The following is a 16,902-nucleotide window of genomic DNA, read 5'->3' on the forward strand; positions in this document are numbered from 1 at the left end:
TTGTTCCATCAGCCTCACCAAACGAAAACTAAGCCTTACATCCCCAAAATCACTGCTCAATAACTCCGCCGACCAATTCACACCTGCCTCCTTCACGACAATTCACTCAAAAAAACCAGCAGTGAATAATATGGGTAAAGGAAAGCGGCTTTGCGTGGGCATGAGACGCCGTTGGCGCATGGCCACTCAGAGCAGTGGCCCTGGCACCCGTCGAATCAGACTTGAAGCTGCACTCGTCAGCCTTTCACGATGCGCCCCTCGCGAAACGCGCGGTTCGCAAAGTGTGCCGCGGCGGCGGCGGATACGCCCGCTTGGGCCGGGGCGTTCGGAGTTTTGCGGCTGCGGACGCAGTCGATCCAGTTCGTGACGTGCACCAGCTCGCCGTCGGGGTTGCTATAAAAATCGGCCCCGCGCGGACCGTCGCCGAGCACCAGTTCGCTCGCTTTGATCTTCTTGCCGCGCTCGGGAATCACTTCGTACCTACCGCGATCGGCGTAGAGCGTCGCCTCAGTCCCCTGAAATTCGATCCGTGCGCCGTTGCGGGCGTTTGAGAACGTTCCCTCGAAATGCACAAGCGGCTTGTCGTCGCCATAGACGAGCAGCGTCTCGATCGTGTCGGGCGTTTCCCAGCGGTCCTTGTTCTGATACCACTGGCCGGCCGTGGTGGCCGCGGTCGGCTGGTCCAGATCGAGATACCAATGGGCCACGTCGAGGAAGTGGACCATCAGATCGGTGAGAATCCCGCCGCCGAAATCCCAGAACCAGCGCCAGTTGCGGAAGCGATAGGCATCGAACGGCTGCGCGCGGGCCGAGCCGAGAAACATCTTCCAATCGACCGAGCGCGGATCGACCTGCGGCGTGACGGGCGCGCGGAGCGTGTTGCGGTTCCAAGAGAGATGCACCTTGGAAATCTTGCCGAGCTGCCCCGACTTGAAGACTTCGTAGGCCTGCTGTAACTGCGGCATCGAGCGCTGCTGCATGCCGACTTGCAGGATTCGTTTGTTGTCGTCCTGGGCCTTGACGATGGCCGGGCCCTCGGCGGCATCATGCGTGAGCGGCTTTTCGACGTAGACATCTTTGCCCGCGTTGCAGGCTTCGATCGCCAGCCGGGCATGCCAATGATCCGGGGCGGCGATCAGCACCGCGTCGATCTCCTTGCGGTCGAGCAGAGCACGATAATCCTTCGTTTTGAACGCCGGCGGATCGGCGACCTTTGCCGCTTTCTCAAGGTTCTCGTCCCACACATCGCACACCGCAGCCAGCTTCACACCGGGAATCTTGAGCAGCGCTTTCGCCAAAGCCTGAAACCGCCCTCCGCAGCCGATGGCCCCGACGTCGATGGCATCGTTGGGCGAAATTGCTTTGGCGGGCATCGCCGCGGCAACCGTCATGGCCGCCGCCGCACCGACGCCAACATCTTCCAAAAACCGCCGGCGTGTGGATCGAGGCATCGCGGAAGCTCCGGCGTTATGTTTCTGTCAACAGGGTTAGTTGCCGTTATGATTGTCGGTGCGGCAGCAGTTGGCAAGCATCCACTTAGAGCCTATCCGAGAACCTCCGGGAACTGTCCCCTTTTGTGGAGTCTTCGGAACAAAAGGGGACTGTCCCCCTCTCCGCAGGCGGTTCTCGGATAGGCTCTTAATGGGAGCGCCGGAGGTTCCGAGCGAGCAATTCGAGAAGATCATCGGTCAAGCCGGCGGCTGATGATTCGTCGCGCGTGGTTTGCATGTCGGCGCCTAACCATTCCGACCGATTATAAAGGCTGCCAGCGCGTAAGTCCGATGCAAATTCCGCATCCAGCAATGCCAGCTTACCCATTGAGATTGGCCGGCTTCCAGAGCCGTCCAACGTCGAGGGCGCGGGGGCGTGCTGCGCCATTTGGTCGCTCTCAGGCAAAAGGAGATTGGGGGGCGACGCAATCGCTACGCCCGCGCCGCCGAATGTCGACGAGGAGCTAACCGCCGCGCTAGACTGCCGGCCGATCATCGCAAACGACCGGCTGGCTGAAACGAGCTGCGCCGTGACGGAGACAGCCAGCGGGTTGCCATTGGCATCGCTGGCCGCGATCGTCACCATCGCGGGGGCGCCGGCTGTGCCACCGGTCGCCAAGACGCCGAGAACGAGATGATCGGCAACCAAGGCGGCGCCCGCTCCAACCGAAACGTTCGTGCCAGCCGGCAGGGCGTTTCCACTGGCAGCGATCAGCGTACCCGAGGAGACCGTCGTACTACCGGTGTAATTGTTCGCTCCGGAAAGCGTTACGGTTCCCGGGCCGGCGATGACGACAGCCTGGTGACCACCCGTTTCGCTGATATTGCCACCGATCGTCACGGCGCCCGCCGCCGCGGTGAGTGTTTCGTTGCCCGTGAGCACCAACGGCAGATTGATCGTCTGCGTGTTCGTGCTGTTGTTCGCGATGTTGCCATCTACGTCCACGGCATTTCCGTTTAGTGTGAAGGCGCCGGCGCCTGTGTCGAAGATGATTCCGTGGAACTGGGTGCCTGCAGCAAGGTCGTTCGAGTTGGTCAGCCTGCTGGTGCCGGCGAATACCAAGATGTCTCCCGCGAGCGGCACGGTGTGGCCGCTCCAATTGTTCGCATTGCTCCAATTCGAGGTGGACCCCTGGCCATTCCACACGCGGTCGAGCGAGCCCAACTGAATCTCCCATGCCCCACGTCCGTAGGTCGCCGCAGCAAGGATATTCAAGCCCGGAACCAATTGCAGGTCGGTCACGGGCGAATTCGGAAGCGCCGTCCCGAACCGCGACCACGTCACTCCCAGGTCGGCAGACTGGTATACGCCTCGCGCGGTGGCGACATAGAGCACCGGTGTTGCCGACCGCCAGTCCACGGCAATGCTGTTGGTCCAGTCGGCCGGCGGCAGATTTCCGGTGATGTCGGTCCAGCCACCGGCGCCTCCGGTGGTCGTCATCCAGACATGAGTGCTGCCGAAGACATTGGTTGGGAAGCGTCCCGGCACAATGAACGCCCGGTTGGCGTTGTTGGGATCGACCTGGATGGAAACGATCTGATCGTAGAAATCCTTGGGCAGGCCCGTGTCGATCTCGGTCCATGCGCCGCCGTCGTTGTGAGTAACGAACATCCGGCCGTCGGCTGTGGCCGCGTAGATCGTGCTGGGCTGTGACGGTGCGATCGCGACGGAAGTAATGTATTGGTCGCTTACGTTGGAACTGGGTGAAAGCACGGGACTGATCGCCGTCCACGATCCACTACCGTTGGTCGTCTCGTAAACTTCGTTGGTGCCCACAAGCATCCGCTGCGAGTTTCCTGGGTCCATGACGAAGGCTTTCTGCGAGGCATAGGCCAAGCCATAGCCCGCGAGTGTCGCTGGGATACCTGCCCCCGACTCTGTCCATGAGGCCCCGCCGTCGGTGGAACGGAGGATGAAACCGTTCGTGTCAAAATCGGTGGGTGCGTAGCGATACAGCTTGTTGGGAGACGTGGGATCGACGAGGATTTTTCCGACCTCGCCCGCGCCGGCGCCGTCCTGGTCGTTTGGCACTTGGCCGGTGGAATTCCACACCGGGTATCCCGTGTACTTGATCGCCGCGAACTGGTCCTGCACGAGGCCATAGGCGATATTCGCGTTGGTCGGGTCGAGGGTCAGCGTGTAGAACTCGCTGGTTTGAAGGTTGCCCTGCTTGTTGATGAAGTTCGTGCCGCGATAGATTCCGTGGTCTCCGGTAAGGATGAGGCTGCCGCTGTCATCGAAGTAGCCTCCCACCGGATCCTCGAAATTGTTCACGAGGGTCCAGCTCGAGCCGCCGTTGGTGCTCGTGTAGACCGTGTGGTCCCCATTCACGTAGATTGTCTGCGGAGCGGCGGGATCCACGGAGAGCATGGTGTGCCAGTAGCGGCTCTCGTCGTTCGTGGGCAGGGCCGGCAGAGAAGTCCAGGTGGTCCCGCCGTCGGTGGAACGGAAGCGGTGCGGGAGGCCGTCCGGGGCGTTGCCCAGCGCTGGGTCGAAAACCGTGGCGTAAACGGTCTGGGCGGACGCGGGCGCAACCGTTACGCGGATGCTGACTCCCACTGCCGCCCCCGTCAACATTCCACCGGCCAAACGCGTCCACGTTGCGCCGCCGTCCATGGTTTTGTACAGTCCGTTGGTTGTGCCGCCGCCGGCGCCTTGCGTCAGCCCGGCATAGAGGATCGAGGAGTTGGTCGGGTCCATGACGATGTCCGAGGCCGCCCCGGTATGCAGCGCCGTCGTGGTGTTGCTCCAGGTCAGTCCTCCATCGGTGGATTTGTAAACGCCTCCCGAGTTGCTATTCGGCCCATACCAGACGGTCACAAACAGGTTGTTTGCATTATGAGGATCGACAACGAGCGAGCCGAAGGCGACGCTGTCGAAAACCGAATTGCCCAGGAGCGTCCAACTCACCCCGCCGTTAGTCGACTTGAGGATGCCGCCTCCCGGGCCAGCGGCCGCAGCGTAGATGATCGAGGGATTGCCCGGAAAAACCACAAGCGACTTGTACGCGAGATCTCCGCTCCCCGTGACGGTGCTAGGCTGCGCATCGGTCAGAGGCGTCCAGGTGGGAGAAACCGAAAGCCAATTGGTCGTCTTCCAGACTCCGCCACCATCCGCAGCGAGATACATGATATTAGGGTTCGTCGGATCAGGGACCGCCGTCTCGACGCGCCCGGCCATGACCGGCCCGGAGAATTCCGGCGACTGGGCGATCGTCGCTGGACCAAGCGCTGTCCAGGTCGACCGGCTGAGTACGGGGGCGGACAACGGCAATTGCCGGTCTCCCGAGAACTCGGACGTATTCCCGGCTGGATCGGTCGCGGTCGCCGTCACCCAGTCGCCGGTTGAAGTCGCTGCTGTCAGGCTGGCGGAGAAGGTGGCCGTTCCCGTCGAGTCCGTGGTGACGGAGATCGCGCCCAGGTAGCGCTGCCCCGGTCCGTAGAACGTGATGTCCGGCGTCGAAGTGGCGTAGAAGTCAAGGGTGTAGGTCGTGGATGGCAAGCTGTTGAGCACGCCGTTGACGACCGTAGCGGAACCCGGAGTCCCTGCTGTAATCAGCGGATAATTCTGGAGGTTGTTGGGGCCGCTGGTTGCTCCGGCGTGGTTCACTTGAACGCCGCTGTTGCCCAGATCGATGCCCAGGCCGCCGTTGCTGTAGATTCTGTTCGCGCGAATGCTGTTGCCCGTCGTCGATGGGTCGGTGACGGCGACTCCGGCCTGGCTGTTAAAGGCGATCACGTTGCCCAGCGCCGCACTTCCGCCGACCTGGTTGTTCTGCGCCCCGTTGAAGATGTCGACGCCGTTCACGTTATTGGGTAGAGATGCGGTTCCGCCTTTGTTCGTTCCGATCCAATTGCCGGCGACAGTATTTGCGCTGGTGCCGGAGTCGCTGATTGCAACTCCGCTGCGGGTATTGCCGGCGACAACGTTTCCCTCGCCTGCTGCATCCACGTCCGTGCCATTCGTTCCGATCCGGTTGGACTGCGCTCCGGCGTTGATCCAGATGCCGTAAGTCCCGTTGCCCAGGACGGCCGTCCCTGCGGCGTTTGTGCCGATGAAGTTGCCGGCGACCATGTTGCCGGTCGTGTTGGCGCCCGAGGACGTGCCTTGGATCGTTACGCCTTCGTAAGCATTGGCCGAGATCACGTTCGCCTCGGAGGCGTCCGCCACGCCGTTTCCATCGGTCCCGATCCGGTTGTTCTGGGCAGCGTTGGCCAGATAGACGCCGACCCCCGAATTCCCCAGCGCCTTGGCGCCGCTGGAGTCGACGCCGATGTAGTTCCCGGCCATGACGTTCGAGGTCGTCCCCGGGTCTGCAACGTAAATGCCGGCATATCCGGGGTTTGAACCGTTGCCGGAGATGATGTTCCGCTCCAGGGTAGCGACTGCGGTTGAACTGGACCCGTCGAACCCGATCCGGTTGGAGGAGGTCCCATTGATGATGTCAATTCCCCCGTCGGAATTCGGCAAGGCCTTGGTCCCCGTGACGTCCGTGCCGATCAGGTTGCCAGCCACGATGTTGGAATTGGTCCCGGAATCGGACAGCGAAACGCCCTGAAATTTGTTTCCGGAGATCAAGTTCATTTCCGCCGCCGCATCGGCGTCGGAGCCGCTGACGCCAATGCGAGTGTTCTGGGCGCCGCCGTAGACGAAGACACCGTTGTTGCCGTTGGGCAGGGCAGTGGTCCCTGTGGCGTTTGTGCCGATGTAATTCCCCGCCACGGCGGTGCCGGTGGTGTTGGCGCCGGATGACGTTCCCTGGATCGCAATGCCCTGATAGGCGTTACCAGAGATGATGTTCCGCTCCGCAATGTCGTTGACTCCGTCTCCGTTGGTTCCAATCCGCGTGTTCTGCGCGCCATTGGCCACGTACAGCCCGACGCCGCCGTTTCCCAGAGCGGCCGTGCCGGTCTTGTCGGTGCCGATGAAATTGCCGGTGAAAACATTTCCATTGGTTCCTGGATCAGCGACGTATACGCCCGCAAAACCATTGCCGACGCCGTTTGCCGAGATGACGTTTTGTGTGATCTGGTTGTTCGCCGAGCCGCCGTAAATGGACAGCCCGTCATCGCGGTTGCCTTCCGCAACCGTGCCGGTCGCGTCGGTGCCGAGGAAGTTGTTGGCAATCGTATTCGAGCCGCCCGTCTGAAGGATGATCGCCGTGCCGGCGAAGTGGCTGATATCCAAGCCCTTGACCGTCGAGCCGCCCGCGGTGATGTAAAGGCCGGTAACGTTTGTCCCGGCCATAGAGCCGTCGAGTTGAATCAGAGGACTGCCTGCATAGCCGGTCTGGGTGGTAGCGTCGATGATTACGGCGTCGGTGATGGATGGGAGCGCGGAAAGAGGCTGAATGGTGTGGGTCCCCGAGCCAGCGATGCTGAACTTGATTGTGTCCAGGCCGGGAGAGGCGTTTGCGTCGAGAATGGCTTGACGCAGACTGCCTGCACCGCTGTCCGCGGTGGTCATGACCGGGAACACGGTTAGCATTACCAAATCTTCCAAAGGCTCGATGCTCAGACGAATTGTTCGACGACGTTGCGGGGCGCGTGCCGGACGAGCAAACTTGAGTTTCCGGCGCCATTCGCGAAGAGTGTTGGCAAACATTGGTTTCTCAAAAAGGAATAGGATGCATCCGCGGCGCAAAGCATGAGCCCCAGGAACCGGTGCAAGAGCGAGTATCGCGGGGAAGTCCCAAAATATCAGTCTCTGAATTCTGGTCCGCACGGCGCCGGTGCGTCAAGGTTTTCAGAAGGTTCAAAAGCTTGCGCAGCCAGTTCTGGCCTTTTCTCATGACGGCGGGCATTTTAGGATGAACGCTGGAAGGCGATCATTGACGCGGGCTTCAACGGCGAACTGGAATTGCCCGGCACGATCATTTTGCCCATCGGAAGCCTGGCGAATGACGCTTCAGTAAAGAACAGTCAATCCATGCCATCAAGCGCTCAGAACCCTGAAGGAGTTCCCGTCCGCTGCCCGGTTTGCGGCAAGGACATTCGCGTCGATCCCTCGACGCCGACGGGGGACGAACCTTGCCCCAATTGCGGCAACCTGCTTTGGACGGGTCTCGTTTCGTCGGCGGGCAAGCTTACCTTCGATCTCGCGCGGTTCGCGGAGAAGTTCGACTTCGTCGTCCGCGAGGCGACCGTTGCCGATCTTCAGTCGACAGGAAAGCAGGCGGCGATTGCGGAAATGGTCGCCGCGCTCGTCAAGGCCGGCGCGATCCACGCCGAAGCTCAAGAGGCCATCGCCGCGGCGCTCGTCAAGCGCGAGGAGTTGGGCTCGACGGGCGTGGGGAATGCCATCGCTGTGCCACACGCCAAGTACGAGGGAGTCGATCGCGTGATAGGAAGCGTCGGCTGGTCGAGCCAGGGAATCGATTGGGACTCCATCGACAAACAGCCGGTCCGCCTTGTGATTCTCGTTATCTTTCCTCCCGAACACGGCGGGGCATATCTGAAGGCGCTCGAGTACATCTCCCTCGAGCTACGTCACATTCCTCGGCCGCTGATCGAGCCGACAGAGAAGGCTTAAACCGCGCTAGAATATCTGCGTCGCGGCGAGCACGGCCAAGAGTGCGGCGATGAGGAGCACGATCCAGTATCGCCGCATGAGTTCTGCCACACCGCCGCCGTCATGCGGTCGCTCGCGATTCTCGGCGCCATCGCCTGCGCCGGCCGGCAGTTGCACGCTGCCCATGACCACCGTCCCCGTCGGGGAACGGGCCACCACCGGGCCGGAATCGAGCCCATCCAGTGCCGTGGCAAAAGCGTCCGCCGTGGCAAAGCGCGTTTGCGGATCTTTTTCCAATGCCCGCATGACGGCCCTTCCCAGCGGCAAATCGGCGACGCCGGCCGAGAGCGGCGGGACCGGCTGGCTGTTGTGCAGCACGAGCACTTGCACTGGGTTCTTGTCGTGAAAGGGCACGTGGCCCGTCACCATTTCATACAGGACCACCCCCAATGAATAGACATCGCTGGCCGCCGTCAGCGCTTCGCCGCGACATTGCTCTGGGCTCATATAGGCGGGCGTGCCCAGGATGTTGCCCGGTGCCGTGAGGCGGGTCGTTTCCATCAAGCCGTGGCCGTCCTCGGTGCCGGCCACTTTGGCGATGCCGAAATCCAGCACTTTGACGAAATCACGCCCCGAACCGCGGCCGCAGACGAAGATGTTGTTCGGCTTCACGTCGCGATGGATCACGCCCAGTTGATGGGCCTCGGCAAGCGCCTCGAGCGTCTGCCGGGCAATCTCGGCGGCCCGCTCGGGCTTGAGCCGGCCCTCGCGCAGCAGCAGCGTCGTCAACTCCTCGCCGTCGAGAAACTCCATGACGATGTAGAAATCGCCGTCGGGCGTTTCATCGAGATTGAAAATTCGCACCGCGTGCGCGCTGGTGAGCATCCGCGTCAGCTTGGCCTCGCGGCGAAGCCGATGCCTGAGGGCCTCATCGCCCCGGACCCAGGGCAAGAGAACCTTGATGGCCACTTTCCGGCCAGCCTGCAAATCGTCGGCGGCGTAGACAATCCCGAACGATCCTCGCCCGACCTCGCGTTGAATGCGGTATCGCTGCTGAAAAACCTGGCCTGCCTGCATCGCTTATTCCCTTCCACCTATGTTCTACCGCAGCGCGGCGCGACGGTCGAGATACCAAGGCGAAGTGAACTCTGCGGGTGCTCGATTGGCCGCTTAGCCAGGACGCGGCTCGGTCAGCGAGCATAACCCGAGGCGCTCCCAAAGCGCCGCCTGCCTGACGGCCGCCTGTCGACTTCGCCGACCACGCACCACAGGGCTCCACTGAGAGCTGATTTGACGACGGCGGCCTTCGATGCCGCCGCGGTGACTCGAGCAACTTCCGTCGATGGCAAGATGGGCTTTCATGGGCCAACTCCTTTTTAAAGCAAATGGCGGACGATTCTCAGCAGCATTTTCGATGCCGAAACCATCTGAATCGTCAACCACGGCAAACCGACTGGGCCCGCGCTAGTCGCACCTGATGGCGGACCGACCAGAATGCTCATTCGCTGCGCAGTTCGCCAGCTTCAAACATGGCCGAGCACCGGATGCGGGCGGTACGGCTCAGCGAGCGATTTCAACTCGTCGTCACTGAGTTTCAGGTCCAGCGCTTGAACCGCGTCGTCCAAGTGGTGGATCTTGCTTGCACCAATGATCGGCGCGGTGACTCCCGGCTGCTGCAACAACCAAGCGAGCGCCACTTGCGCATTGGACGCGCCACGCCGCTTGGCCACTTCCGTTACGCGCTCGACGACAGCGAAATCGGATTCTTGGAAATAGAGCTTGTGGCCGAATGTGTCCGTTTTTGCCCGCGCTGTCTCGCCGAATCCTTCGCTCGCCGCGCGGCGGTTGCCGGCGAGGAAGCCACGCGCGAGCGGGCTCCACGGGATGATCCCGACCCCTTCCGTCCGGCAGAGCGGGATCATTTCCCGCTCTTCTTCACGGTAGACCAGATTGTAATGGTTCTGCATCGTGACGAACCGGCTGAGCCGCAAGCGATCCGAAGCGTGCAGCATCGCCGAGAACTGCCAGGCGAACATCGACGAAGCGCCGATATAGAGCGCTTTGCCAGCTTTCACCACGTCATCGAGTGCTTCCAGGGTCTCGTCGATCGGCGTCGTCGGGTCGAAGCGGTGGATTTGGTATAGATCGACGTAGTCCGTTCCCAGCCGCCGCAGGCTGTCGTCGATCGAGTGGCGGATGTGTTTGCGTGCGAGGCCGCGTTGGTTGACGTCGTCTCCCATCGGATTGAAGACCTTGGTGGCGATGACGACCGTGTCGCGTGCGGCGCCTAGATCTTTGAGTGCCCGCCCCAAAACCGTCTCGCTTGCGCCGTCGGAATACATATCGGCCGTGTCGAAGAAGTTGATTCCCAGCTCGAGCGCTCGCCGAAAAAACGGCCGGCTTTCCTCATCTTCAAGCACCCACGTGCGCCATTTCTTGGACCCGTAGGTCATGGACCCCAGGCAGAGGCGAGAAACCTTCAATCCGGTCGAGCCGAGATTCACGAATTGCATATTCATCCCATCCTTTCATTCCGATCCGTTCAGGATTGAGCGGGACATCTGTTCCACGAGTCGCGAGAGCTTGCGGCCCGTAGAGCTGAGCGGGTAGTCGGCCAGTTCGACCGCGCGGACCCATTTTTGCTCGGCGGCCGCGCGACGCTGGCGCGGCGCTTTGGCGGCGGTGGCTGCGAAACATTCGAGGGTGATGCGGAAGCGGGTCACGCCGTGGCGGAATGTCGTGAGGGATCGTGGGCGCTGGATGACAACGCCGGTGCGCTGATGAATTTTGGCGATCAGTTCCGCGGCAGTGATCGGGTCTTCGGCGCGGTCGCAGGGGACTCGCGGGAATTCCCACAAGCCGGCCCAGCGCTCATGATCGCCGCGGCGCACGAGCAGCACCCTTCCGCGCCGCGTGATGACGACCGCCGCTTCGCGAACTTGTTCCGTCGGCGGGTTACTGCGAACAGCGGGGACGCTAGCTTGCAATCCGTCGCGATGCGTTGGGCAAAGTTCCATCACCGGGCATTTTGGGCAATCCGGCTCGCGCGGGCGGCAGACCTGGCTGCCCAACTCCATGAGCGCTTGATTGAATCGCCCGACGCCGCGGGCGGGGAGCACGGTCTCGGCCGCGTGCCAGAGGAGCCGCTGCGCCGCGGCGCGGCGCGTGTCGCCGCGGCAGGCCAAGAGGCGGCTGAACAAGCGGACCGTGTTCGCCTCGAGGATCGGTTCCGGCCGATCGAAGGCGATCGACAAGATCGCGCCGGCCGTGTAACGGCCGACTCCGGGGAGGCGGCGCACCGCGTCGGGGTCGTCGGGAAATTGCCCTCCATGCTCGGCGGCAATGATCTTGGCCGCGCGATGAAGCTGTCGCGCTCGGCGATAATACCCCAAGCCTTCCCAGAGCCGGAGCACGGAGTCTTCCTTGGCCGTGGCGAGCGCTCGGATCGTCGGAAATGCGTCGATAAACCGTTCGAAGTATGGCTCGACCGTGACCACCTGCGTTTGCTGGAGCATGATCTCACTGACCCAAACGCGATACGGATCGCGATCACGCCGCCAAGCAAGCTCGCGCGCGTGCCGGCGATACCAAACCAGCAGCTTGCGGCGAAAACGCGACCGCCAGTCGCCGCCCGGCCAGGGATGTTGCTCCGTGACCTGTACGGCGCGGTTCGTTGCAGAAGGTAGACGCATTGAACTAACTCGTTTAGGCTGTCGCCTGACGATTGAGCGGAGCACCAGGGATTCGTGAAATCCTCCCGACCATCTAACGTATCGCGAGAAGCAATCTTGGCCGAGCGCAAGCCACGCCGCAAGGGGCCTTCAAGATCCGCGCCGCGCCAGCCGCATCGGACGGTCGGCCGGTCTGCACAGGAAGTTCGGCTGCGCAAGGTTGGCGATCAAGGTTGGGAATTTGTCCACCCGCGCTGCGCCCGCGACCGCGCCGAGGACCTCGAGGAAGTGCAAGCGATGCTCGCCGCTGGAGAAATCGAGATCGCCCGCGACGAAGTCCGCTGGCTGCTGGAGGGCTGCCACGATTTCCTCGAGGCCCACAAGTTGCTCGGCGAAATTGCCTCTGCCGACCGCGACGTGCCGCTGGCCCGCGGCCATTTTGGCTATGCCGTTCGGATTGGCCAGCAGGCAATTGCTCGAGCCGGCAATCCGCGGCCGGTACCTTATCGGCTGCCGGCGAATCAACCGTTTCACGAGGCCGGCAAGGCGCTCGTCCTGTGCCTAATCGAGTTGGACAAACGTGAACTGGCCACGGGCGTGGTCGAGCAACTTCTGTCGTACGATCCAAGCGATCCACTCGGGGTCCGACCCTTGCTGGCGACGAAACCCTGACGACGCCGATGGTGGCCGACGCTGCCAGCGTCGGAGCACGCTCCCTCTCCCTCTGGGAGAGGGCCGGGGTGAGGGGAAGCTGCGATCAGCGCCCGAATCTCCACTGGGAGCGGATATTGAATCGCGGCTTGGCACTCGCCGCACCGTGACTCGTCTCGTGCCTTGCTTATCGCATTCCGACGCTGCCAGCGTCGGCCACCACTTGCCACTGGTCACTTCTTGCCGGGCACAACCAATTCCGTTGTTCCCGGCTTGAAGTAAGGGCCGCTGCCAGTCATTTCGATCTTGGCCTTGGGACGCTGGCGGGCGGCGAGTTGCTCGAAAAGCTGCTCGGTCAGAGCGGAGCGAACGATGTCGCGCACGTCGGCCAGCTTCTTGTCGCCCGGCTTTTCGTCAGTCACGGTGATCAAATGGATCCCGAACACCGTGGCGACCGGTGGGCTGATCTCTCCCTTCTCGAGCGCGAACGCGGCGCGATTGAACGGCTCGACCATCACGCCATGCCGCGCCACGAATCCCAGATCGCCTCCCTGATGCCGGCTTGGCCCGGCCGAGTATTTTTCGGCTGCATCGGCAAACTTGATCTCTCCAGCGAGAATCTGTCTGCGGACTTCTTCGGCCTGCTTGATGAGCGCGGCAACGGCGGCTTCGTTTCCCGCGATCATCGGGCGAAACAGGACGTGGCTTACCCGCAATTCGGTTCCGTCGAACTCGCGGTGATGGGTTTTGAAGAAGGACTCGAGCGCTTCGTCGGTCGCGTGCTTTTGCAGATACCGCTGCCAGGTTAGTTGCCAGGCCAGTTCGGCCCTCAGCATCGATTCGGTCTGGCCGGTCTTGAGGAGGAATTGGTCGAGCGTTTGCATGGAGCGGGCGAGTTCACTCTTGAGCCGCGTGATTTCCAGATCGACTTCGTCCGGCGTGGCGGCGAGACGGGCCTGTTCCACAGCCGCTTGCACGAGCCGGCGATCGATGAGCTGGTTTAGCACGGCCGCTCGAACCGCCGCGGAGCCCTTTTCGGCCGCGGGGGCCGAAGCCGTGAGCGCCGCCAGCGCACGATCCACTTCCAGGCTGAAGATTGGCTTGTCATCGACCGTGGCAAGAATGGCGACCTTCAGCGGCTCTTTCGCTGAATCCGCCGAATTGCGCGATTTCGCCGCCGCCTTCCCCAAGGCGGGGTCCGCCCCGGAAGTCGGCCGCGAAATCACGATCGCAGAACCGGCGAACGCGGCCAGCGCCACCAGCCGCCAAGTGTTTGCGCTTCTCATGGCAACGGGAGGTCCTTCAGCTCGTAGTCGAGCGGTAGGTTGTTGAGCATGGCGGGCGTCTTGTAGACGAAGGTCAGCCCCTCGGGACCATTCGGCAGATCGAACAGATACGCCACCCCGACCTCGTCCTCCGTTTGCTTCGTCGTTTGGAAGCCGGAATGCGAAATCTGCTTGCCGTCGGCGCCGACGAGATAGGCCTCGTTGTTGAAAACCCAGCCGCGGAACGACTCGAGCGCGCCGGCCGTCTTGTCGAAGCGAACCCGCACGCGGACCTCCCAGCCGGCGTCGTTCTGGCGCACCTCGTCGATCGTGACCGTCACATCGGCCTTGTGTTGCTCGACCTGCTTGGCGTTCTTGAGATCGGTGAACTCGAACGACTCCGTCTTGGCCGGCAAAAGCGCTCGCAGCTTCCCTTTGAGCGAAGCGATCTTCCGTGCGCTGCGCGATGGGTTCACCAGCGGAACCAGGAACTCCGTGGCTGTGCCAGTCGCATCGACCGGTCGCTCCAACTGTCCTTCGCGGCCATCGATCTGAATCGCGTTTCCGAGGTCGTCCACGGCATGGAGGTCCGTAAGGGCTTGCTGCAGGATGATCGGTCTCATCCGGGGTTCCCAGGCAATTTCGAGCGTCACCTTGAGTGAGCTATTGGTTCCGGCGGCGTGCAGGTCCCGCTCGGTGGTGAGTCGCGTGGCGTCGAGCCGCAGCGCGCCGGCGTAGGCGGCCCGGCCGAAGCGGGGAAGCTGACTCTCCCCGCGTGCGATGATGCCGAGCGCGTCGTTTTCCGCGAAATGGTAGAGCGTCAGATTGGCTTGGTCGAGCGTCTGGTCGAGGGCCTCCCAGAAGGGCGTTTTCTCGAAATCGACGCTCACTTTCGGATCGGCGGCGTCCTGCCCCATTTGTCGGCGGACATCCTTGAATTTGTTGCCCGCCTGCCTCGTGAATTCGGCGAGCACCTCGGAAAGCGGTTTGTTCGCGGCATGAAGCGTGATCGTGGTCGATTGCGTCGAATGCTCGGCCATTTGCTTTTCGAGCGTCTGGCGGATGCGGGCGACACTGTCGCGCTTCTGGGCATTTGCGGCCGCCGCCCCGTCTTTGAACGTCGGGAGCATTTCGAGGATTATCGGCCCGAGCGAGATCAATTGTTCCTCGGCGTCGTTCCGCTTGCTCAATTCCGGCGATGTCAATTGCTTGACCAGCCGATCGACCTGCGACTGCAATTCCTCGCCGTTCACCCCGCCGGCCGCGGCCGCCACGAGCACGATCGCGATTAGAAGCAGTTTCAAAACCGCCGGGGACTGTCCCCATTTTTCGCCGGGCGCCATCGCCTCGATAGCCGCGGAGAAAAATGGGGACTGTCCCCTTCTCCCAGCGGTTTTGAAATTGCTCCTTAGAAATCGCCACATGATTAAGTTCCGCTGGTGCAGATAAGGACAATATGCCAATTCTAGGCGTTGCCCTGCGGCCGTGCCAGTTGGAAATTTGTGGGCTAAACTTCCAATGGAACGCTCATGATCCACGATACGATGATTACTCCCGCGCAATCAATCTCGTTCGCCGCGCGGGGCCTACTGGGGCGCGGTTTGTTGGCGATTTTCGTCTTGCATAGCGCCGATAGAGCCGTCGCCGCGGAGCCGCCGCGGTTCATGATCGAGGCGATGGTTCGCGGCACGTATGTCGAAGGGGCGCCGCTGGTGTGGTCGGACCAAAAGGTTTGTTTCTTGGCCCGCGACGGGCAATTCTGGGAATTCTCTCCCGACGATGCCGCGAACTACCGAAAGACGGCGTCGTACTTCAGCCCCTATTCGGCCCGCGAAATGCAAGACCGGCTCGAGGCCGAGTTCGGCCGGCGAATGGAAGTGACCGTAACCGGGCATTATGTCGTGGTCCATCCGGCCGGGCAGGCCGAAGTCTGGGCCAAACGGTTCGAGCAGATGTTTCGCGAATTCGTCCACGATTTCGGCGTCCGCGGGATTTCGACGAAGCAGCCCGAGTTGCCGCTGGTGGCGATCGTGTTCACGCGGCAGGAAGATCTGCTGCAATACGCGGTTCGCGACGGCGTTCGGCTCTCGGCCGACGTGCTCGGTTACTATTCGCCAAAGACCAATCGCGTCGCGCTATTCGACATCGGGGCCGGCAAGGCGACGGCAGCCGACTGGCGGCAGAACGCGGCAACGGTGATCCATGAAGCGTCCCATCAGGTGGCCTTCAACGCGGGCGTGCACAATCGCTTCGCCCCGACACCGCGTTGGCTGGCCGAGGGCCTGGGGACGATGTTCGAGACCCGCGGCGTTTGGGACCCGCAGGACTATCCGAAACTGGCCGATCGCGTCAATCGCAGCCGGCTCGCGCAGTTCAAGCAATATGCGGCCGCGCGTCACAAACCGGGGACGATCCAGGAGCTGATCGCCTCGGACCGGCCATTCGAGCAAGACTCTGCCGCGGCCTACGCCGAGTCGTGGGCACTGACGTTCTATCTGGCCGAGACGCAATCGCGGGCTTATGCAGAATACTTGTCAAAAGTTGCCGACCGGCCGGCGTTTGCCACCTACGCCTCTGCCCAGCGCCTGGCCGACTTCATCTCGGTCTTCGGCAACGATTGGCAAATGCTCGATGCGCGGCGCTCGCGGTTCGTCGAAGAACTGCGGTAAGGCGCTTTGCCGTGGCCGCCCCGCCGCGTTATTCTTGCTTGATGGCGGTGCGTTCGGACCCGCGCACTTTGCTGGTGGAGCTTCAGATCTGAATTGACGGGTGCCATGGCCACTGCCCTGGGTGGCCATGCGTCGATGCGACTCATGCCCAACATATCAAAGCAGCATTGAAGCTCCACTAGACCCCCGCCGGCTCGCGCGTTTTCATACTTCGCACTTTGTCCTTCGCACTTGAGTGAGATGTCGATTCGCCGCTCATTAGGTTGGCCGATCACGCTTGGCGTGGTGATGATCGTGCTGCTGGTCGCGCTGACGGTGGGCTGGGTGATCGTTTCGGTCTCGGCGGCGCTGGAGTCTAGCCATCCGGCGGCATATTGGGCCGTGCTGGCCATCGGCGCGACGTTCCTCGTACTCGTGTTGGTCGGCGTAGTTCTTTATCTGACCTTGTCGATCAAGTCGTACCACTTGAATCAACGCCAATCGAATTTCATCGACAGCGTGACGCACGAGCTGAAAAGCCCGATCGCCTCGCTCAAGCTCTGCCTGCAAACGCTCAGCCGGCATCATCTGCCGGCCGAGCAGGAGAGCGACTTCCATCGCTACATGCTCGAAGACCTGCAGCGCCTCGACAGCTTGATCAACCAT

Annotated in this window: 11 protein-coding genes; 4 read left to right on the plus strand and 7 right to left on the minus strand. The window is 62.1% G+C overall.

Going from position 1 to position 16,902, the window contains the following annotated elements:
* Positions 1-236 precede the first annotated feature (236 nt).
* Positions 237-1,451: a Gfo/Idh/MocA family oxidoreductase gene (locus tag VGY55_04255; protein HEV2969179.1), complete on the minus strand. Its 1,215-nt coding sequence runs from the start codon at positions 1,449-1,451 to the stop codon at positions 237-239.
* 187 nt (positions 1,452-1,638) lie between these two features.
* On the minus strand, positions 1,639-6,978 hold the full coding sequence (locus VGY55_04260; protein ID HEV2969180.1) for an autotransporter-associated beta strand repeat-containing protein: 5,340 nt from the start codon (positions 6,976-6,978) through the stop codon (positions 1,639-1,641).
* 441 nt (positions 6,979-7,419) lie between these two features.
* Between VGY55_04260 and VGY55_04265 the strand changes: the two genes are divergently transcribed.
* Positions 7,420-8,022 carry a PTS sugar transporter subunit IIA gene (locus VGY55_04265; protein ID HEV2969181.1) on the plus strand — a complete coding sequence of 201 codons (603 nt, stop codon included), beginning with the start codon at positions 7,420-7,422 and terminating at the stop codon, positions 8,020-8,022.
* A 6-nt stretch (positions 8,023-8,028) separates the two neighbouring features.
* On the opposite strand, the gene VGY55_04270 is transcribed toward VGY55_04265, so the two are convergent.
* The 3 genes from VGY55_04270 to mutY form a co-directional block, all read right to left on the minus strand.
* Positions 8,029-9,078 carry a serine/threonine-protein kinase gene (locus VGY55_04270; protein ID HEV2969182.1) on the minus strand — a complete coding sequence of 350 codons (1,050 nt, stop codon included), beginning with the start codon at positions 9,076-9,078 and terminating at the stop codon, positions 8,029-8,031.
* Between the two features lie 446 nt (positions 9,079-9,524).
* Positions 9,525-10,514, minus strand: a complete 990-nt coding sequence (locus tag VGY55_04275) for an aldo/keto reductase (protein HEV2969183.1) — start codon at positions 10,512-10,514, stop codon at positions 9,525-9,527.
* Between the two features lie 15 nt (positions 10,515-10,529).
* Complete coding sequence (mutY, locus tag VGY55_04280; protein ID HEV2969184.1) at positions 10,530-11,693, minus strand: A/G-specific adenine glycosylase; 1,164 nt, start codon at positions 11,691-11,693, stop codon at positions 10,530-10,532.
* Between the two features lie 276 nt (positions 11,694-11,969).
* Here mutY and VGY55_04285 point away from each other — a divergent pair, with 276 nt between their 5' ends.
* Positions 11,970-12,344, plus strand: a complete 375-nt coding sequence (locus VGY55_04285) for a hypothetical protein (GenBank protein HEV2969185.1) — start codon at positions 11,970-11,972, stop codon at positions 12,342-12,344.
* 212 nt (positions 12,345-12,556) lie between these two features.
* On the opposite strand, the gene VGY55_04290 is transcribed toward VGY55_04285, so the two are convergent.
* Together VGY55_04290 and VGY55_04295 are read right to left on the minus strand one after the other, a co-directional pair.
* Complete coding sequence (locus VGY55_04290; GenBank protein HEV2969186.1) at positions 12,557-13,609, minus strand: peptidylprolyl isomerase; 1,053 nt, start codon at positions 13,607-13,609, stop codon at positions 12,557-12,559.
* Positions 13,606-15,012, minus strand: a complete 1,407-nt coding sequence (locus VGY55_04295; GenBank protein ID HEV2969187.1) for a hypothetical protein — start codon at positions 15,010-15,012, stop codon at positions 13,606-13,608. The genes VGY55_04290 and VGY55_04295 overlap by 4 nt, the downstream gene beginning before the upstream one ends.
* A 105-nt stretch (positions 15,013-15,117) precedes the next feature.
* Here VGY55_04295 and VGY55_04300 point away from each other — a divergent pair, with 105 nt between their 5' ends.
* Positions 15,118-16,257, plus strand: a complete 1,140-nt coding sequence (locus VGY55_04300) for a DUF1570 domain-containing protein (GenBank protein ID HEV2969188.1) — start codon at positions 15,118-15,120, stop codon at positions 16,255-16,257.
* A gap of 240 nt (positions 16,258-16,497) precedes the next feature.
* Positions 16,498-16,902 (plus strand): histidine kinase dimerization/phospho-acceptor domain-containing protein (locus VGY55_04305; protein HEV2969189.1); only part of this gene is annotated, 405 nt, incomplete at its 3' end.

The organism is Pirellulales bacterium, from assembly GCA_035939775.1.
Classification (GTDB): Bacteria; Planctomycetota; Planctomycetia; order Pirellulales; family DATAWG01; genus DASZFO01.